The following is a 19845-nucleotide window of genomic DNA, read 5'->3' on the forward strand; positions in this document are numbered from 1 at the left end:
CCGCTGTAACCGACTGGATGGAACAGGAGAGAGAGCGGGGAATTACTATTACTGCTGCTGCTATCAGTACCAGTTGGAAAGATCATCAAATTAACATTATTGATACTCCCGGACACGTAGACTTCACCATAGAAGTAGAGCGTTCCATGCGGGTGCTAGATGGTGTTATTACAGTGCTATGTTCTGTAGGTGGTGTGCAACCGCAAACAGAAACTGTATGGCGTCAAGCAGATCGCTATAAAGTGCCTCGCATCGTGTTCGTTAACAAGATGGATCGCACGGGCGCAAGCTTCTATAAAGTTTACGATCAAGTGCGCGATCGCTTACGGACAAATGCTATTCCTATTCAATTGCCTATAGGCAGTGAAAGCGATTTTAAGGGGATCGTTGATTTGGTGAAGATGAGCGCATACATCTACAACAACGACCAAGGAACAGATATTCAGGAAACAAGCATTCCCGAAGACATGGCGGCTCAGGTAGAGGAATACCGCAACAAGCTGATTGAAGCAGTTGCGGAAACCGACGACGACCTGATGAACAAGTACTTCGAGGGTGAAGAACTGACTGAAGAAGAAATTCGCACAGCGCTGCGGAAAGGAACAATTGCAGGTACGATCGTACCGACGCTTTGCGGTTCCGCATTCAAAAACAAAGGCGTACAGCTGTTGTTGGATGCAGTGGTAGAGTACCTACCCGCACCAATCGACGTACCACCAATTCAAGGTACAGTATCTTCTGGTGCAACTGTTGAACGTCGTGCTGACGACAAAGAACCTCTGTCAGCGCTAGCTTTCAAGATTATGGCAGACCCCTACGGTCGTCTGACATTCGTTCGCGTATATTCTGGCGTTCTGAAGAAGGGCAGTTACGTCCTCAATGCTACCAAAGGAAAGAAAGAAAGGATTTCCCGCTTGGTGGTGTTAAAGGCAGATGATAGATTGGACGTTGACGAACTCAGATCTGGCGATCTGGGTGCTGCATTGGGATTGAAAGATACCTTGACAGGTGACACGCTATGTGATGAGAGTGCGCCAGTTATTCTCGAATCCCTATACATTCCCGAGCCTGTTATCTCGGTTGCGGTTGAACCCAAAACCAAAAATGACATGGACAAATTGTCCAAGGCTCTGCAATCTCTCTCGGAAGAAGACCCCACCTTCCGCGTGAGCGTGAATCCAGAAACCAACCAAACTGTGATTGCAGGGATGGGTGAGCTTCACCTAGAAATTCTGGTAGACCGGATGTTACGCGAATTCAAAGTGGAAGCAAACGTTGGTGCGCCACAAGTTGCTTACCGCGAAACCATTCGTAAACCCGTTAACAGAGTAGAAGGTAAATTCATCCGGCAAAGCGGTGGTAAAGGTCAGTACGGTCACGTTGTTATCGACTTGGAGCCAGGGGACCCCGGAAGCGGTTTTGAATTTGTCTCCAAGATTGTAGGTGGTTCCGTACCTAAAGAGTACGTATCCCCTGTAGAAGCAGGTATCAAAGAAACCTGTGAATCCGGCGTATTAGCTGGATACCCACTCATCGATATTAAGGCAACTTTGATCGATGGGTCTTACCACGAAGTAGACTCTTCAGAAATGGCTTTCAAAATTGCTGGTTCAATGGCATTGAAAGAAGCAGCTATGAAGGCTTCGCCAATTCTGTTAGAGCCTATGATGAAAGTTGAGGTAGAAGTTCCTGAAAATTTCCTTGGGGATGTAATGGGCGACCTCAATTCCCGTCGCGGACAAATTGAGGGTATGGGATCTGAAGCAGGGCTTGCGAAAGTGACTGCTAAAGTACCACTATCAGAGATGTTTGGCTACGCTACAGACATCCGGTCTAAGACCCAAGGTCGGGGCATCTTCTCAATGGAATTTAGCAACTATGAAGAAGTACCTCGCAACGTAGCTGAGGCTATCATCGCTAAAAGCAAAGGGAACGCTCATTAGTCATTGGTCATTTGTCATTAGTTATTGGTCATTGGTTATTGGTCATTAGTCATTCGTTATTAGACAAAGGACAAAAGACAATTGACAAAGGACAAAAGACAATTGACAAAGGACAAAAGACAATTGACAAAAGACAAAGGACAAAGGACAAAGGACAATTGACAAAGGACAAAACAATTCATGGCACGCGCAAAGTTTGAACGGAATAAACCCCACGTCAATATCGGTACGATTGGTCACGTTGACCATGGTAAAACCACTTTAACAGCAGCTATCACCATGACCCTATCAGCTCTGGGTCAGGCACAAGCAAGAAAGTACGATGAAATTGATGCTGCTCCAGAAGAAAAGGCACGGGGTATTACCATCAACACCGCTCACGTAGAGTATGAAACCGCAAATCGGCACTATGCTCACGTAGACTGTCCCGGACACGCTGACTATGTGAAGAACATGATCACTGGTGCCGCTCAGATGGATGGTGCCATCCTAGTGGTTTCCGCAGCTGACGGTCCCATGCCTCAAACCCGCGAACACATCCTCCTAGCAAGACAGGTAGGTGTACCCAGCTTGGTTGTTTTCTTGAACAAAGAAGACATGGTGGACGACGCAGAACTTTTGGAACTGGTAGAATTAGAAGTCCGCGAACTCCTCTCTAGCTACCAATTCCCTGGCGATGACATTCCAATAACTATTGGTTCGGGTCTCAAAGCTCTGGAAAAAATGACTGCTAGCCCCAAAACACAACGGAATGAAGATGAGTGGGTAGATAAAATCTATAAATTGATGGATGCTGTAGATGCCTACATCCCTACCCCAGAGCGCGATGTGGACAAGCCCTTCCTAATGGCAGTAGAGGACGTGTTCTCCATCACGGGGCGCGGTACAGTAGCTACCGGACGTATCGAGCGGGGTAAAGTGAAAATCGGCGATAACGTGGAACTGGTCGGTATTAAACCTACTCGCAGCACCACCGTCACCGGTATCGAGATGTTCAAGAAGAGTCTTGAAGAAGGTATGGCTGGGGATAACGCCGGAATTCTACTGCGTGGTATCCAAAAAGGTGATATCGAACGAGGAATGGTAATTGCTAAGCCCGGTTCCATCACTCCACACACTCAGTTTGAAGGTGAAGTGTACGTGTTGACAGAAAAAGAAGGTGGTCGTAAAACACCTTTCTTCGCTGGCTACCGTCCTCAGTTCTACGTGCGGACAACAGACGTAACCGGTACCATCAGAGCTTTTACAAGTGATGATGGCAGTGCAGCAGAAATGGTTATGCCCGGTGACCGTATTAAAGTAACTGTTGAACTCATCAACGCTATTGCGATCGAACAAGGAATGCGCTTCGCTATTCGTGAAGGTGGTCGTACTATCGGTGCTGGTGTTGTTTCTAAAATTCTCAAATAGTACCTTTGCACCTTAACTAAAAAAGGAGCAGAGATGGTATAATACATCTCTGCTTTTTTCACGCTCATTAGGGATTAGGGACTAGCGACTAGGGACTAGGGATTGGGAAAAGCCTTTCCCAGTCCCCAATCCCCAGTACCCAATTCCCAATCCCCAATCCCCAATCCCCCAAAATCAGAACCTGGAAAACTAAAAATGGCAACACTACAGCAGCAAAAGATTAGAATTCGTTTACAAGCTTTTGACCGTCGCTTACTGGACACATCTTGCGAGAAGATTGTAGACACAGCTAACCGCACCAATGCGACAGCTATCGGACCTATTCCTCTCCCTACAAAACGCCGCATCTATTGCGTCTTGCGTTCTCCTCACGTAGATAAAGATTCACGAGAACATTTTGAAACTCGTACCCATCGCCGAATCATTGACATTTATCAGCCTTCCTCTAAGACTATTGATGCTTTGATGAAACTGGATCTTCCCTCTGGTGTGGATATTGAAGTGAAATTATAGTTATTAATTAGCTGTTAGTTGTTAGTTGTTAGTAGGTAGGGTGGGCAATGCCCACTAACAGAGTCATGTGGTGGGCATTGCCCACCCTACTTATATTTCTAACCACTGTATGGGCGCAACGCCGCCGCGTCCCTACTAACCAATAATAATGTATAAAAAGTAACAAAGCCCTGAGAGAGATTTTTTCAGGGCTTTTTATTTGCTTTCAGGTGGAAATGATAGAATATGAGAAAGTAGGGGAAAAGTAAAGAATAGTAAATATTACTAACAAATTTATACATAGGAAACATGACATCAACTTCTAGAATTGCTGTTTGCGAACTACCTCTATTCCCGTTACCAGAGGTGGTTTTATTCCCTACTAGACCCTTACCCCTGCATATCTTTGAATTTCGCTACAGAATCATGATGAACACGATTCTGGAAAGCGATCGCAGGTTCGGTGTTTTGATGGTCGATCCAGTCAGAGGTACGATCGCGGATGTTGGTTGTTGTGCCGAAATTATCCGCTATCAACGTATGCCTGATGACCGAATGAAGATGCTGACACTAGGGCAACAGAGATTTCGTCTGCTTAAGTATGTTAGAGAAAAGCCATACAGAGTTGGTTTGGTTGAGTGGATTGAAGACAAACCTCCGGTGAAAGACTTAAGACCTTTGGCAAATGACGTAGAACAACTGTTGCGAGATGTCGTTAGGCTTTCAGCGAAACTGACAGACCAAAACATAGAGTTACCCGACGATTTGCCAGATCTACCAATTGAACTATCTTACTGGATTGCAAGCAACCTTTACGGTGTTGCAGCCGAGCAGCAAGCATTGCTAGAACTTCAAGATACAGCAGAGCGTTTGGAAAGAGAATCAGAAATCTTGACTTCCACTCGGAATCATTTAGCCGCTCGGACTGTTCTTAAAGATACTTTTAATTAGGGATTGGGGATTAGGGCTTGGGGCTTGGGAATTTTGGATGCGTGAATTTTGGATTAGTTATTTTCCCGATCTCTCCTATTCCCCAATCGCCAATCGCCAATTGCTAATCCCCATTCCCTAACTCTTGAATCGGCAAAACATTGTAGCTACCAAAAATTTTTAGAACCTCTGTATAAGGTGTTATCTCTGTCAAAGCAGACTCTATATGAGCTTCAGATAAATCTGCTTCTAAATCAATAAAAAATAAATATTCCCCTAACGATCGCTTTGTGGGACGAGATTCAATTTTGCTTAAATTGATGCCTATACTGGCAAATACTTGTAGTGGTTTTGCAAGAGCGCCCGGTACATTTGCGGAAGTGCTAAAAGCCAGCGAGGTGTGGCTCGCACGTTCTAAATGAGAGGGGCGAGCAAATGGGATGTAATTTTTGCCAACGATCCAAAATCGAGTGTGGTTTTCGGGGTAATCATTAATACCACTTACTAGAACAGGCAAGTTATATAGTTCTGCCGCACGTTGAGAAGAAATGCTTGCTGCTGTTGGATCTTGTTCGAGTTGTAATAATGCTTCTGTTGTTGAATTTGTTGGAATTAATTGTACTTTTGGTATCACTCTATCCAACCATCCCTGACATTGTGCTAAGGCTTGTGGATGAGAATAAACGGTTTTGATATCTTCTATACTTTGAGCACAAGAAACTAGCGTGTGGACGATTGGCATAACTAAAGCTAACTGAACTTGCAAACCGTCTAATTGCCATATTGCATCTAACGTCATAGTCACGCTACCTTCAATAGAATTTTCCACTGGTACAACAGCCAGTTTTACCTCTCCTCTTGCAACAGCTTGTAATGTTTGAGCAATGCTAGGATACGGGCATAAGGTAGCTCTCTGGTCTTTTGTTTTAGTCAACCAGTTGAAATAAAGAAGTGCTGCTTGTTCCGCATAAGTGCCAGGGGGACCTAAATGTGCGATGGATAGGGTCATGAAGTTTTTTGGAGCGCAATGAGATAAATTGATAAGTTCTTAATGATACATCAGAACCTTTTCTTTATACAGGTCTTTATATCTCATTTCTTTCAAACTTGCCACAAATTTTGTTAAGGAAGCCAGAGGGCAGAAGGCAGTCGCGATGAAAATGTCTCTTTCCTAGTCCCCAATTGCTAATCGCCAGTCCCCATTTTCTAGCTAGATCTACCTTCTTCAACTTGTTTTCTAATGACCGAACGTCCTACAATTAAGTGTGTCTTCTCAGGTTTTTTGCAAAACATCACAAGTTTGTTAAAAACTATTACAATTAATTAATAGGTATTTTAATACTCTCATGCCTACTCGGTTTACTGCATCTCAATCGGTTGCGATCGCAATTCCGGAGCAGCCTATTCCGATTCAGCACTATTTGCGACAGCCCCAACGATTAGTTAGGGCATTGTTTGACCCCAACCGCATTCAGCAGCTGTCTCTTGAAGTCTTTCGTCTGAAATTGCGTCCTCTGAGTTTTATGTCATTAAGCATTCAGCCCACTGTGGACTTAAAAGTCACGGCAGAATCGAATGGAACAATTCGCGTGCGATCGGTAGGTTGTGAAATTCTAGGTATTGAATATATCAACCAACGTTTTTCTTTAAACTTAAAAGGATATTTATCCCCAGAACAGTTAAGTAATGGCACTTACCTCAAAGGAAGAGCCGATTTAGAAGTTCAAGTAGATTTACCACCTCCATTTTCCTTTACGCCCAAAGCTATCCTAGAAGCAACGGGCAATGGATTACTCAAAAGTGTTTTGCTAACAATCAAGCAAAGATTGCAATATCAACTCCTAGCCGATTATCGCCAATGGGCTTTGTCACAAACACAGCAAACACCACTAACAACAGAAAGCACAGACTTACCCCTCGTTCCGGAATAATTCTTCATAATTACGAATTACGAATTACGAATTACGAATTATTTTGGCATGGGCGGAAGGATTTGCGATGTAAAAGCGAAGGTCCATACTCGCGCAACGCCATTAAATGCTTTTGGCTGCCATACCCCTTATTGCGTTCTAAATCGTACATGGGATATTTAGAAGCGAGACGCGACACCAAGGAGTCGCGCCAAACTTTGGCAATAATACTAGCAGAGGCTATAGCCAAAGAACGCTCATCACCTTTAACTATTGTTTGTTGTGGCAGTGGTAAGTCCTTCACTAACTGATTGCCATCAATCAAGCATAAAGCGGGCTGTGTTTTCAATTTCAACACAGCCCGCTTCATTGCCAACAGTGTTGCCTGTAAAATATTCATCCGGTCAATTTCGGCGGTGGATGCGAATCCAATTTTCCAATCTACTGCCAACTCACAGATTTGTTGGGCTAGCGATCTTCTTTGATTAGCAGACAGCTTTTTACTGTCTTTAATGTTGGCTGCCACAAGATCGGGCAAAGCGAAATCAGGTAAGACGACGGCTGCTGCCACCACTGGACCAAATAAAGCACCCCGTCCCACTTCATCTACGCCTGCAATCGGTTTTTGAATATTTAACAGCGTAGAAAACTCCAACCACCTCATTTCTTGTGAAGGCATCGGCAATTTGAAAGAAGCAGTATTTAACTCAGTTCCCATCATAAGTTGGTTGGTCGCTTTCTTTCCCAGTACCCAGTTCCCAATCGCTAGTCCCCATGTTCCAATCACTCGGAATCTATAGAAGAGGAACGACGACGACGGCGACGCCCGCCTATGCTACTACTCGCTTCAGTGTTATCTACTGCTTCTTCAAAAACCGCAGGTGGTTCATCGTCAACTACTGTGTTGATTTCTGGTTCCGGTTTGCGAAGAATGACTGGCTCAACAACAGTTTGTGTTATTGTTGGTGGTTGGCTGACTGCTGACGGGGTTGATTCCTGTGTAGCAGTTGATTCAGTTGGTGCTGTTGAATTTTGACCGGGAAGGGTAACGTTGACGATCGTTGCCTTGGAGTTTTTGACCTCGCGATTCAATTTCAGTAGTGGCGAGATACCTGTATAAGCAAAAACTTCCTGTTCTGGAGACGACATTTCTACTGTGACAATCTCCGGTGGTTCTACCACTGGTTTGACAGGTTCTATTCTAGTAATTTTGGTACGTTCAGGTCTGTCACCCCATGCGCTTTTAGGAATGGGTAAGGGAATTTCTGATACACTTCCAAGTTCTTGTTCTTCGTCAAGCTCAAAGTCTCGATCGAAAGAGAGTGATGGGCTACCGATGATTCGGCTTTCTTCTTTGCCATTTCCTCCATTCATCCCTTGCTGACGGGTACGGCGGATACGACGCTTTGTTCTATCTTCGCCTATTTCTCGGTAGCTGGGATGATGGTCTAAATTTAGAGAAGATAATTCGCCACCAGTTTCATAGGATGATGGTTCTCCATATCCCTCGTAGTTGCTTTCCCGTGGTTCCGGTATTCTGGTTGTTTGTGCCAATCGGGGTTGTTCTCTATTAGACAGAGGAGCAAAGCGATCTGGTAATTCTGCTGGTGATGTTGGCAAGCGGCTTTCAGTTTCACCGGGGAGATGAACTACGTGTCCCAAACCACCACAAGTTGGACAGGTTTTGCCAAATAATTCGTAAATATTTTGACCTTGGCGCTTGCGAGTCAGTTCTACCAAGCCCAATTCAGTTAATTGAGCAATTTGGGGACGGGCTTTGTCTGCTTTGAGCGCTTTGTTGAAGTGTTCCAAAACTTGTAGTTGGTCTCGTCGCGATTCCATATCAATAAAATCGACGACTATGACACCAGCAACATTACGCAAGCGTAACTGACGAGCAATTTCTGTTGCTGCTTCGCAGTTAGTCCATAATACGGTTTCTCTGGCTGTTGCCGAGCGCGTGAACGAACCGGAGTTGACATCTATCACCGTTAATGCTTCTGTTGGTTCAATAATAATATATCCGCCAGAAGGTAGATCTACTCTAGGTTTGAGGGCTTCTTTAATAGCAGCATTAATTCGGAAGTACTCTAATATAGCAGTGCGATCGCGATGATGGTCGATTAACAACCCTTGTGGTGTTTGTCCGCCACTCCAGTTTTGCAAATACTGCTTGACTCGCTTTAAACCCGTACTGGAATCAACCACAATTCGGTTGACATCCGCGCCGTACATATCGCGCAGTACTCTTTGGATAAAGTCATCATCTCTATTTAGCAATGCTGGCGCACGAGTTGATTGTGCTTCTTGCTGGATAGCTTCCCATTGCTTTTGCAGCAATTCTAAATCTTCTATAATTGTCTCTTCCGGCTTACCTTCTGCTTCGGTTCGAACTAGCAGACCCATACCTGCGGGCTTAATTAAAATTGCTAAAGCACGCAAGCGGTTACGTTCAGTTTCGCTTTTAATTCGACGCGACAAATTTACACCCCTACCATAGGGCATCAGGACTACGTAACGTCCCGGTAAAGTAATGTTTCCTGTCAGTCTCGGTCCCTTGGTTCCTGTTGGTTCTTTCATCACTTGAACCAACACTTTTTGCTGTGGCACTAACAATTCTGTGATTGCTGCTGCTGTGCGCTTGAGCCTTAGAGGTCCCAAATCAGTTACGTGAATAAAACCGTTCCGTTCTGGATCTCCTATATTGACAAAAGCGGCATCTATCCCAGGTAATACATTTTCTACTACACCCAAGTAAATATCACCTATTTGGTGATGACCCGTAGCTACAACTAGTTCTTGTATTTGGTCTTCTGAAAATACAGCAGCAATCTGATGCTGTTCTGCTATTATGATTTGTTTCGGCATTCAATTATGTTCCTCAATTCTCGGCGGCCCAACCAGACTTTGGGGTTTATTGTTCTTGAAAAGCCCCTGCAAGCCTGATTTGGTGCAGCTTGTAATAAAAATTGCAACTCTACGCTCAAACTTCCGCTTCCAACCATTGCCAGTTGCTTCAAGTGGGGAAACTCGATGGCATCACATTCTAGAGGACATTGCCGTCTGACGGTATGCCTTCCCAAAGCACTTGGCTTTTGTCGATTATTCCAGAACGGCTGCATACTATTTAAGCAAATTAAGCACCCGTTCCTGGTTAATTTTTGATAAAGGTCTCTCTCCACTTAAGGATAGAGCACTCAAAGTAGTTTTTAAAATTATAGAGTTAGAGAAGCCAATGGTGCTTGCTGTTGATTACTGGATCGCGATTCTAGCTATTGAGGAGAGTGTTTCATGAATCAGATAGCGATTTTTCACGCCCATAAAATCCTAAATATCGCACTCTAACATCTTTGCTTTTTCTCCCCGAACAGTACCAGGGTAGCGAACCAGATCCTCAATGCAGCGCCAGAAAATTTCTCTTACTCTAATTCTAACGCAACCTTGTCAAAAATCAATTCCCAAGATACGCATTTCAAGGGCGATCGCTAGCCAATTGCCCTTTCCAAGATTATACCGCTAAAATTAGCCGTTCGCGGTGAACGTGAAGCAGATGAAGTTCTGCACCTGCAACTTGCTCTAGGATAGACAGAATTTGCTCCGGACGCAACACTGTTCCGTCTTGGCGACAGCTGCCTACATAACGTAGAACGACTGCGGGTTCTTCTTGGTGTTTTAAACAGTTTTGGACGTTGGTTGAGGTCAAACTTGATGGCTCTACCATTTCCAACTCACTCAAGCGATCGCGCAGATTTACCAACTGTGTCTTACCAGACTTCGTTGTGTGTTCCCACCAAATCTCATCTTTCGCTTTTATTGTATCAATCCAACCTTGCCATTGTACAGGAACCAATTCTCCGGAACAAGCAACAGTCATTAAATACTCTGCTGCTTCCAACACTCTTGCTGCTGCTGGTGTTTTTAAATCCAGTTTTTCCACATTATATATGGGAGTATCTAATGGCAGGGCTGCAGCTAGCTTTTGCCGAAAATCTTCCATCTCAATTGGTTCTGTCAGATCGAAATCCACAATTTCACCACTGCTAGTTGCTCCTAAAGATAAAGCACTAGCAATAGCGATGCGCGGATGTGGGTGGAATCCACCCGTAAAAGAAATTGGTAATCCCGCTCGTCGTAAAGCGCGATCGAATAACCGCAGTAAATCTAGATGACTGACTAAAGCCATGTTACCCAATTTACCAAACCAAACCCGAAATCTTTGGGTTTTTGTTGTATTTGGTACAAACTCCCCAGCAAATTTAGGAATCTCTGGCGGTGAAATGACCACATTGTGACCGAAATCAGGGCTGCAAACCCCGCAATGAGAACAGCCCTCAAAAGAGCAATCGGGTACTGTAGCTGCTTCTAGAGCGCGTTGCAAATCTTCCTTGAGCCATTTTTTATCGATACCTGTATCGAGATGGTCCCAAGGTAGGGGTCGATCTAGGGAAGGGGACTGGGGATTGGCGATTGGGGATTGGGCAAATAAATTCCATTCGCCGTTTTCGATTTGGCGGTACTTCCAGTCCAAACCTGCTTCCGCGATCGCACTTTCCCAAGCTCTATATGCTTTTTCTATGCTTTCGTACCAGGAGTCCATTCCAGCACCTAATTCCCAGGCGCGGCGTACTACACGACAAAGTGTGCGGTCGCCTCGTCCTACGAAGTCTTCCATTGCCGAAATCCGAACATCGGTGAAATTCACCTTCACTCCTTTCATGCGGCGAAATGCTTGCCGTAATAGGTCTTGCTTGCGTTTAAATTCTGCTGTCGAAACTGAGTGCCACTGAAAAGGAGTATGGGGTTTAGGCGTAAAGTTAGAAATTGTTATGTTTAATGCCAGAGGTCTTCTCCGATTTGCGCGGCACTCTCGTTGCAACCAGCCGACTGTTTCCGCAATTCCCAAAACATCAGCGTCGGTTTCTCCGGGTAAGCCAATCATAAAATACAGCTTAATTTTATCCCAACCTTGTTCCCAACCTGTCTTTACACCTCGCAACAGTTCTTCATTTGTCAATCCTTTGTTGACAATATCGCGCATCCTTTGTGTACCAGCTTCCGGTGCAAAAGTCAATCCACCTTGTCTCGTACCACCCAAGATCTTGGCAATATTTTCATCAAATCTGTCTACTCGTTGGCTTGGTAAAGACAGAGTTACATTTTCATTTTTGAGGCGGTTCTTAATTTCCATCCCTACTGCTGGTAGAGACAGATAATCAGAACAACTTAGAGATAGCAGGGAAAATTCATTATAACCTGTTTGTCGCATTCCTTGCTCAATTGCTTCAATCGCACGCTCTGGTTCTACATCTCGTGCGGGTCTGGTGAGCATTCCCGGTTGGCAGAAACGACAGCCACGAGTACAACCGCGACGTATTTCTATTGTCAGGCGATCGTGAACTGGTTGGATATAGGGAACCAACCCAATGGAGTAAGCTGGCATAGGAGTTGCGACGCGGCGCAATATTCTTGCTGGAACATCCGGGCGGTTGGGATGAACTGAACCGTCCTGGTCCGTATCGTAAAACTGAGGAACGTATACGCCTGGTATTTGTGCTAACTCTAGCAACAATTCTTTACGGCTAAGTCGAGCCTTTTTCCCTTCTTCCAAAATTAAGCCAATTTCTGGTAGAAGTTCTTCGCCATCCCCCAAGGCGACAAAATCAAAGAAATCAGCATAGGGTTCGGGATTTGATGTCGCTGTTTGTCCGCCAGCAAAGATTAGGGGATAGTCCCCAATCCCCTCCTGACGTTCTCGCCACGTTAAGGGAATTCCAGCTAAGTCCAACATCTCCAAAATGTTGGTGACCCCTAACTCGTAACTCAGACTAAATCCTAGAATGTCAAATTCAGTCAACCCTCGCTTGGATTCCACCGCGAACAACGGTGTCTTTGTTGCTCGTAACTTTGCCGCTAAATCCGGTCCTGGTAAATACGAGCGATCGCATAATTGGCGCGGCTGGGTATTTAGAATGTTATAGAGGATAACATGCCCTAGATTTGCTGCACCAACTTCATAGACTTCTGGGTAGGTAAGTACCCAGCGTACTACTGCGGAGTCCCAAGGCTTATGAACGGCTAAGAGCTCGTTACCTAGGTAACGTGCTGGCTTTAATATATCCGGTGAGATTAACTTTTCAAATGCAACAGCCACTGTGCTATCTTCGAGCTACCTTATAATACAGATACTCTCCTCCAACCTTAGCATTGATTGCGGTTTTTGGTGCAGAGTTGCTCGTTTTATTTATGATGTCTAATAAACATCTCCAAAAATCAGTTATGCATTACCCGAAATTGCTGGTAGGGGTGCGGCGATCGCCGCGCCCCCTACATCTTTTCCGGAGATCTCTAATAGCTCTGCTAGATGCAATCTGTCTTGTTATTTCTGCCTTCTTTAATTAATTAGGCATATGCCAGTGCTAGTGCTAGTTCTGGTTCTGGTTCTGGTTCTGGTTCTTTTACAAGTTCGCAAGCCGCTTTAAATTCAGCCTCGCAATCGAAGATTTCAAAAACTGTATCGAGTTGTGTCATTTCAAAAATCATTCTCAATGAGGGTGACGCACAGCAAAGGCTGAACCGCTTTCTCATGGTTTGAGCTAGTTTCAGTGCAGACACCAATGCCATCAAACCAGTACAGTCTAAAGATTCTACATATTGTAAATCTAGGAGCAAGGCAGAAGTATTATCCTTTGCTAAAGCAGTTCTCAGGTCTTTGTCTATCTCTAGAGCTTTCGAGCCGCTTAAACTACCTTGTGGGCGAATAACTACAATTTTTGGATAATCTACTAACAACATTGTGACATCCTAATTTCATTCATGAAATTTTAAAGATAGATGTATTTGACCATAATCTTTTTTTCCCCACATCGACCATTCGTCCTACGCCTCTTTGCTGAATCTTTGCTGAATCTTTATTACCACAGCCATTATGTTTAAAGATTGTCTCAATTTTCAAAAAAAACTGTATTGCTATATACATTTTTTGAGACAAAATCAAAAGCCCTAAATATAACTATACTAATTTAGTAAAGAAAAAAGATGTTTGACTTGCTTTGCTAAGAAAGTTTCGTGTAAGCTATGAATCTAAATCAATTTCAAGACTCAAAATGAGAAAAAATATAAGTTTTGTATATATTTTTCACTGCGTTCTTTGCATTCTCGCTCTTACCCACTCTCAAAAAGCTGCAATCTAGCTCACAAATATTATGGATTGCGATCGCTCTTTATGCAAATTCTTCTTGCAGATAATAGTTGTCTATAACGTTTCTCTTATTTTTCTATGAAAACTAGATATTCTATTCGTTTCTTAGTCGAAAAAGCTCTTGACATCAAGAAACTAACTCCAGAAATAGAAAATGATATTAACTGGGAGTTAACACAGACGGGATACATTTCTGACATAGACTATGAAGCATTAGAATTACTTATGGCAGAGATGGATGCCGGACGCATTCAGTTAGTTCCAAGCATTTTTTCATCAGTGTCCAGTAACCGATGACCAAGGGTTTATAAAAGAAATTTTGTGACTATTTATGCTTTAAGTTTTATATTTCTTCTTAACTAACTTTAATACTTGCTTTCATCTACTTGTTTTCTATTCTTAATTATTTTTATCAAAATTCTTATTACCTTTATCAAAGAAAAGAAATAGATTAATAGCAGTTTGGTTAAATACAGTAATCCTAAACCATTTCTCAACAATTTTGAGTACTGTAGGGTAGGTATGCCCCGCCACTGATTCCATTAACTGGTCACTGGTCAGGTGGTCACTGTATAGTATTCATACAGTAGTCTGAAACAGTTGCCATGCAGCTTGCTAAACGCTTAGAAAAAATTCCCCATTATCTGTTCGCCCAAATCGATCGCAAAGAAGCAGAACTCATCTCGTCGGGCGTCGATATCATCAATCTGGCAAAAGGCGATCCAGATAAACCGACCCTCGAGCGCGTCGTTCGGGCTATGCATAGTGCACTCAACGACTCTTCTACTCACGCTTACCCACCTTATCAGGGGACAAAAGATTTTCGTGAAGCAGCTGCTTGGTGGATGAAACATAGATTCGGAGTAGAAGACCTAGATCCAAACAAAGAAATAATTTCCTCTATCGGCTCTAAAGAAGCTATCCATAATCTGTTTCTAGCATTTGTGGAGGAAGGAGACTATGCCCTGATTCCCGATCCTGGGTATCCGGTGTATCGGACATCTACAATTTTCGTAGGAGGTGAGCCATATGCCATGCCTCTCAAGGCGGAAAATAATTTTTTACCCGATTTAACTTCTATTCCAGAAGACATATCTCGCAAGAGTAAGTTGTTATGGGTAAATTACCCTAACAATCCCACAGGTGCGATCGCGACTTTAGAATTTTTTGAGGAATTGGTTACTTTTTGTAAAGAGTACGATATTTTGCTGTGCCACGACCACGCCTACTCAGAAATTGCCTACGACAATTACAAGCCGCCGAGTATACTGCAAATTCCTGGAGCAAAAGACATAGCAATTGAGTTTCACAGTTTGTCTAAGTCCTACAACATGGCTGGTTGGCGAATTGGATTTGTTGCTGGAAACGCTCAAGCTATTGGTGCTTTAAAACAGGTTAAGAGTAATATCGATTCGGGAGTGTTCAGGGCAATTCAAGCAAGTGCGATCGCGGCTTTTTCTTCAAGTGAAGAAGAACTTAAGTCTGTTTCATCAGTTTATCAAAAACGACGTGAAATTCTTGTTCGAGGATTGCGAGCGCTAGGTTGGTCTATCGAAGCACCCAAAGCTACCCTCTATTTTTGGGTTCCCGTTCCTCAAAGGTATTCCTCTACAGAATTTGTCACATTACTACTTGACAAATGTGGCATTATTGTTGCTCCTGGTATAGGTTATGGAGAATCGGGGGAAGGTTTTTTCCGCATAGCCCTGACTCTTCCAGAAGAACGCATTCAAGAAGCTCTCGAACGGATGCGTGAAGCGGGAATTCGGTATGCTTGAGGAAGGGATTGGGGACTGGGGACTGGAGACTGGGGACTAGGGACTGGTGACTAGGAAGTATTAACAATTAATGCCCAATCGCCATTGCCCCTTATCCCCAGAGGGGGCCCCGAGTTCCCCAATCGCCAATTGCCAATCACCCATTCTGCGATCGCCAAATTTGGTGAAGAAATTGATTGAGTTGTTGCTTGGCGATAGTGTCATGTCCGGGTTTTGGTTCCTTACCCAGAACCTGACTTAACAAACCGATGACTTCTACATCTAAAGCAGGTTGAAATAACCCAATAGACCAAAGCAAATCGGATGCATCCCGTAAGTCAGTTATGAGAGAGTCCTCTTGAGTGAAGGTAACCAATAGTAAAGGACGCACCCAACATAACTGACGAGAGGTTACCACCTGAATAACTTCTGCATATAACTTCGCGTTACCATGCTCTAAGGATACAATTTGACCGGGTTGAAAGTTCGGGCGATCGTCCATGTTACAACTTAGGCGGGAAAAACTGACCCCTAGCCCCTACTTTCATACATAACAAAAAATTTAAAATGCAAAAAATTGAACACTTGTTGTATAGCTATGTTATAGAATAGATTAACAAGTGTTAAGTAATTATTTCAATAATTTTCCATTGTCGTAATTCTGTAAAAGAAGAGCAAAGAGCCGTGTCCGTCGAAACCCTAGAAAAGCGTTCAACATCGCGCAAGCTAGCGCCTCGATATAAAGTTTTGCTCCATAACGATGAATATAACCCTATGGAGTACGTAGTCCAAGTTCTATTGACCACTGTGCCTAATCTGACTCAGCCTCAAGCTGTTAGTATCATGATGGAAGCACATACCAATGGTCTTGCCTTGGTGATTACCTGCGCTCAAGAACATGCTGAGTTCTATTGTGAAACGTTGAAAAATCATGGTTTAACCAGCACAATAGAACCTGAAGAGTAAAACACAACAGTTGTTGAAAGCAGAACTTCACCGTTTGTCTCAAAGTCCCGCCCCTGTAAGGTTGGGTTGCTTTATCTTGTGCTTGCTAATCCTGTGGTTGCCTCTCGCTACTCCATTTTATTTGTATGTACGCGACACTAACTTAGTCAGCATTGTGACAATGGTGTTGCTGTATGTCGAATTTATAATTTTGACTAAGCTGTGGGGCAAGCACGTTTACAATGAGCCTCAGATACTACAGCGTTATGGCTTGGAGTTTACGCGCCAGAACGCTGTAGAACTGTTCCGTGGGTTAGCTATTGGATTTATTTGTGTTTTAGTTTTATTTGGCATAGAAGGTATTTTGGGTTGGTTGGTTTGGCAACAGCCCAATGTTTTTTTATTGAGAATTGTTTTAGAAAGTTTAATTATAGGTCTGGGGATAGGGTTTGCTGAAGAACTCCTGTTTCGAGGCTGGTTATTGGATGAGTTGCAACGGGACTACAGCCCAAGTGTAAGTCTTTGGGTTAATGCAGTTCTATTTGCTGTCTCGCATTTTATTAAGCCTTTAGAGGCAATTATTCACTCATTTCCACAATTTCCTGCTTTAGTTCTCTTAGGGTTAACGCAGGTATGGAGTAAGCGTTGGTGTCGGGGACGCCTTGGTTTGGCAATGGGTTTACATGGAGGTTTGGCTTGGGGTTACTATATTATTAATGTTGGGAATTTGATTAAATATTCCGGACAAGTACCAGATTGGGTCACTGGTGTGAATAAGAATCCTTTAGCTGGAATAATGGGATTGTTGTTTATGGCTGTTCTAGCTTTGTGGGTGAGGGGACGGGCGAGTAAGTTAGGTCGAAGGGAACATCAACCAGAACAGCATTAGTTGTGTCAACATTAGCTAGTAATCGCTCAAACGTTAATGAAGAAATACGTCCTTTCTCACTTAGGTAAACAATCTCAGCTAAAGTCATCGAGGAAAAGGCAATTTGCTCACCATTAGCTGCTATTTGTGCAATTGTCTCTCTTGCTGTGATTGAAAGTCGTGAATCACCAAAAATGTACCAAATAACTGTATGGGTATCAGCAACAGCACGCAACATCAAATATCACCTCGTGGAAAATCAGCCCATTCCTCACTACGGACTGTATCAATTTCTTCTGCTGAAGGCGCTTGCCCTAAGTCAGCACAAATACCCCACAATGATTGACGAGGAGTAGGAGTATTGCTAACTAACTCGCTTTCTATATCGGGTGCTAGCAGCTGTATCAAACGCACCTTCTCCACACTGGAAAGCTGCTTGGCTAAATTTAGAACCTCTTGTAAAGTCACAATTTCTTCCCTAATCAACTTGAGTAAATTCTAGCAAAAGAAGCCCTAGTATTAAGCAGACAAGTTTTTGACCAAGAGTATATTAGTAACTTTTTAGCTCAGCGTCAAACCTCTCACTCAGCAGTCTTCAGGGACTCCTAACCTCTGACCTTGTATTTTCAAAGGAATCTCAATAATAAACTCTGCACCGCGATCCACTGTTGACAGACAGCGCAATTCACCTTGGTGTCTCTCAATAATTTGATGACTAATGGCTAAGCCTAACCCCGTACCTTGACCAACGGGTTTAGTTGTGAAGAAAGGGTCGAAGATACGGTGCTTGACTGCTTCTGGAATCCCAACACCATTGTCTGTGATATGAATTGCTACTCTTTCATTCTCTAGTAATTCAGTCCGAATTTGAATTTGAGGATAGAAATCTTCACCTGTTTGCTTTGCCTTTTCAAGTCTTTGTTCTACGGCATCTATAGCATTAACTAGTAGGTTCATAAATACCTGATTTAGCTGACTAGCATAACATTTAACCAAAGGCAAGCGATCGTAAACTTTAATGAGTTGAATTTCTTTACGTTGTGAAGTTGGTTGCAACCGATATTGTAATATGAGTAATGTACTCTCTAAACCTTGATGAATATTGACAGTTTTAATAATTGCTTCATCTAACCGAGAAAAAATCCTTAGCGATACAACAATATCATAAATGCGATCGACCCCGAATTTCATCGAAGATATGACTTTTGGTAAGTCCTGTTTGATAAAATCTAAATCAATTTCTTCTAAAAAATCTTCAATTTCTTCATGGAGATGAGAATTATATTGTTGATATTTTTCAATAAGAGCAAGCAAACTTTTGGTATAGTCATTCACATAACTAAGATTGCCACAAAGAAAATTGACAGGGTTGTTAATTTCATGAGCAATACCTGCCACTAATTGTCCCAAACTAGACATTTTCTCGGTTTGAACCAATTGACTTTGGGTGCGTTTTAGCTGTTCTATTGCTTCTTGAAGTTCGAGCGCTTTTTGACGTTCTCTCGCTTCACTTTCACGCAATGCGTTTTCTACCTGTTTGCGTTCAACAACTTCTTGTAATAATTGATCGAGTACCTGCTGAAGTTCTATTGTGCGTTGAAGTAATGCGGATTCTGCCTGTTGCCGACGTTTGTCATTACGGTGAGCAGCTATAACGTTGCGACAAGTCACCAAAAATGGTTCTAAGTAGGTTATTAAAGATTTATCGTAACCGCCAGGACGGTTAGCAATTCCTACCATACCCAGTAATTGGTTTTCTTTATAGAAAAAAGGCAAACCCAAAAACGCATTTAGAGGTGGGTGACCTTCGAGTATCCCTCCCCGTCGGAAATCGGTAGCAGGATTATTGGCAATTACGGGTTGACCTGCGACCAAGACTTCTCCAAAGAGTGTTTTGAGATTGTGAAATTCCATCCCTTGTGGGGAATTTTCTTCATAAAAACCTCGTGTTTCATCATTCCAAGCAATATTGGTGATGGTGTGAGTCCTGAGATAAGGCTGACCTCGGACTTTCATATGTGCTTCTAACTCAGGTTGGGCATTAGATGTATAAATAACTTCTCCAATAAAACCGTATTCACTTTGTGTCAGTTCTAAAAGATTGTCTAATAAATTGTCAAATAAAACACGTGGATTGGCGTCAACTATAAATTGAGATTGGGCGATAGTAAGGGCTTTTAGCAAATTATGGTTTGCTTCTAGCTGTTCTAGTGTATCTTCCTGCAATCGCAATCCCAGAATTTGACTTGAGTTTTCTGAGGATCTCATTTTTTTTGATAGATGCTTAAGTATTATTTGTCTTATGTTGGATTAATAACATTATAACTGGAAAAATAATACTGTATTATTACGTAGAAATTATGAAGACTTCTTAGAGATTTAAAGTTTACTG

General features: G+C 43.0%; 19 protein-coding genes. 10 read left to right on the top strand and 9 right to left on the bottom strand.

Annotated features, from left to right (window positions below):
- The 5 genes from fusA to ACKTT2_RS11635 form a co-directional block, all read left to right on the top strand.
- A partial coding sequence (fusA, locus tag ACKTT2_RS11615; protein WP_407886856.1) for an elongation factor G occupies positions 1–1943 on the top strand: 1943 nt, incomplete at its 5' end.
- 11 nt (positions 1944–1954) lie between these two features.
- Entirely contained in the window at positions 1955–2143 is a 189-nt protein-coding gene (locus tag ACKTT2_RS11620) for a hypothetical protein (protein WP_407886858.1), read from the top strand.
- A complete protein-coding gene (gene tuf / locus ACKTT2_RS11625; protein ID WP_407886860.1) occupies positions 2124–3353 on the top strand; it encodes an elongation factor Tu in 1230 nt (409 codons plus the stop codon). The genes ACKTT2_RS11620 and tuf overlap by 20 nt, the downstream gene beginning before the upstream one ends.
- 195 nt (positions 3354–3548) lie before the next feature.
- Positions 3549–3866, top strand: a complete 318-nt coding sequence (rpsJ, locus tag ACKTT2_RS11630; RefSeq protein WP_008232935.1) for a 30S ribosomal protein S10 — start codon at positions 3549–3551, stop codon at positions 3864–3866.
- Between the two features lie 288 nt (positions 3867–4154).
- Positions 4155–4796 carry an LON peptidase substrate-binding domain-containing protein gene (locus tag ACKTT2_RS11635; RefSeq protein ID WP_407886865.1) on the top strand — a complete coding sequence of 214 codons (642 nt, stop codon included), beginning with the start codon at positions 4155–4157 and terminating at the stop codon, positions 4794–4796.
- Positions 4797–4899: 103 nt separating this feature from the next.
- On the opposite strand, the gene pheA is transcribed toward ACKTT2_RS11635, so the two are convergent.
- On the bottom strand, positions 4900–5784 hold the full coding sequence (gene pheA / locus ACKTT2_RS11640) for a prephenate dehydratase (protein ID WP_407886867.1): 885 nt from the start codon (positions 5782–5784) through the stop codon (positions 4900–4902).
- 337 nt (positions 5785–6121) lie between these two features.
- Here pheA and ACKTT2_RS11645 point away from each other — a divergent pair, with 337 nt between their 5' ends.
- The gene (locus ACKTT2_RS11645) at positions 6122–6706 is read left to right on the top strand and encodes a DUF1997 domain-containing protein (protein WP_407886869.1); all 585 of its coding nucleotides are present in this window, start codon (positions 6122–6124) and stop codon (positions 6704–6706) included.
- A gap of 31 nt (positions 6707–6737) precedes the next feature.
- On the opposite strand, the gene ACKTT2_RS11650 is transcribed toward ACKTT2_RS11645, so the two are convergent.
- From ACKTT2_RS11650 to ACKTT2_RS11665, 4 genes are all read right to left on the bottom strand, one after another.
- Positions 6738–7403 (bottom strand): ribonuclease HII, encoded by a 666-nt coding sequence (locus ACKTT2_RS11650; RefSeq protein WP_407886926.1) that lies wholly within the window; start codon positions 7401–7403, stop codon positions 6738–6740.
- A gap of 65 nt (positions 7404–7468) precedes the next feature.
- A complete protein-coding gene (gene rne / locus ACKTT2_RS11655) occupies positions 7469–9553 on the bottom strand; it encodes a ribonuclease E (protein ID WP_407886871.1) in 2085 nt (694 codons plus the stop codon).
- Between the two features lie 640 nt (positions 9554–10193).
- The gene (locus ACKTT2_RS11660; protein WP_407886873.1) at positions 10194–12836 is read right to left on the bottom strand and encodes a TIGR03960 family B12-binding radical SAM protein; all 2643 of its coding nucleotides are present in this window, start codon (positions 12834–12836) and stop codon (positions 10194–10196) included.
- A gap of 248 nt (positions 12837–13084) precedes the next feature.
- Positions 13085–13477, bottom strand: coding sequence for an STAS domain-containing protein (locus ACKTT2_RS11665; RefSeq protein WP_407886875.1), 393 nt, complete (start codon positions 13475–13477; stop codon positions 13085–13087).
- A 484-nt stretch (positions 13478–13961) separates the two neighbouring features.
- Here ACKTT2_RS11665 and ACKTT2_RS11670 point away from each other — a divergent pair, with 484 nt between their 5' ends.
- Complete coding sequence (locus tag ACKTT2_RS11670; protein ID WP_407886877.1) at positions 13962–14180, top strand: hypothetical protein; 219 nt, start codon at positions 13962–13964, stop codon at positions 14178–14180.
- Positions 14181–14488: 308 nt separating this feature from the next.
- Positions 14489–15661 (top strand): LL-diaminopimelate aminotransferase, encoded by a 1173-nt coding sequence (locus ACKTT2_RS11675; protein WP_407886879.1) that lies wholly within the window; start codon positions 14489–14491, stop codon positions 15659–15661.
- Positions 15662–15797: 136 nt separating this feature from the next.
- Here the strand turns inward: ACKTT2_RS11675 and ACKTT2_RS11680 are convergent, their stop codons facing one another.
- Entirely contained in the window at positions 15798–16142 is a 345-nt protein-coding gene (locus ACKTT2_RS11680) for a hypothetical protein (RefSeq protein ID WP_407886881.1), read from the bottom strand.
- Between the two features lie 182 nt (positions 16143–16324).
- Here ACKTT2_RS11680 and clpS point away from each other — a divergent pair, with 182 nt between their 5' ends.
- Together clpS and ACKTT2_RS11690 are read left to right on the top strand one after the other, a co-directional pair.
- Entirely contained in the window at positions 16325–16606 is a 282-nt protein-coding gene (clpS, locus tag ACKTT2_RS11685) for an ATP-dependent Clp protease adapter ClpS (RefSeq protein ID WP_038075846.1), read from the top strand.
- A 13-nt stretch (positions 16607–16619) separates the two neighbouring features.
- Positions 16620–17474, top strand: coding sequence for a CPBP family intramembrane glutamic endopeptidase (locus ACKTT2_RS11690; RefSeq protein ID WP_407886928.1), 855 nt, complete (start codon positions 16620–16622; stop codon positions 17472–17474).
- Here ACKTT2_RS11690 and ACKTT2_RS11695 read toward each other — a convergent pair.
- The 3 genes from ACKTT2_RS11695 to ACKTT2_RS11705 all read right to left on the bottom strand — a co-directional run bounded on the left by ACKTT2_RS11695 (position 17395) and on the right by ACKTT2_RS11705 (position 19721).
- Positions 17395–17691, bottom strand: a complete 297-nt coding sequence (locus tag ACKTT2_RS11695; RefSeq protein WP_407886884.1) for a type II toxin-antitoxin system VapC family toxin — start codon at positions 17689–17691, stop codon at positions 17395–17397. The two genes, ACKTT2_RS11690 and ACKTT2_RS11695, sit on opposite strands and share 80 nt — an antisense overlap.
- The gene (locus ACKTT2_RS11700) at positions 17691–17921 is read right to left on the bottom strand and encodes a hypothetical protein (protein ID WP_407886886.1); all 231 of its coding nucleotides are present in this window, start codon (positions 17919–17921) and stop codon (positions 17691–17693) included. Before ACKTT2_RS11700 ends, ACKTT2_RS11695 begins: the two co-directional genes overlap by 1 nt.
- 117 nt (positions 17922–18038) lie before the next feature.
- A complete protein-coding gene (locus ACKTT2_RS11705) occupies positions 18039–19721 on the bottom strand; it encodes a sensor histidine kinase (protein WP_407886888.1) in 1683 nt (560 codons plus the stop codon).
- Positions 19722–19845: the final 124 nt, after the last annotated feature.

Source organism: Scytonema hankhaensis NUACC26 (assembly GCF_045865695.1).
Classification (GTDB): domain Bacteria; phylum Cyanobacteriota; class Cyanobacteriia; order Cyanobacteriales; family Nostocaceae; genus Scytonema.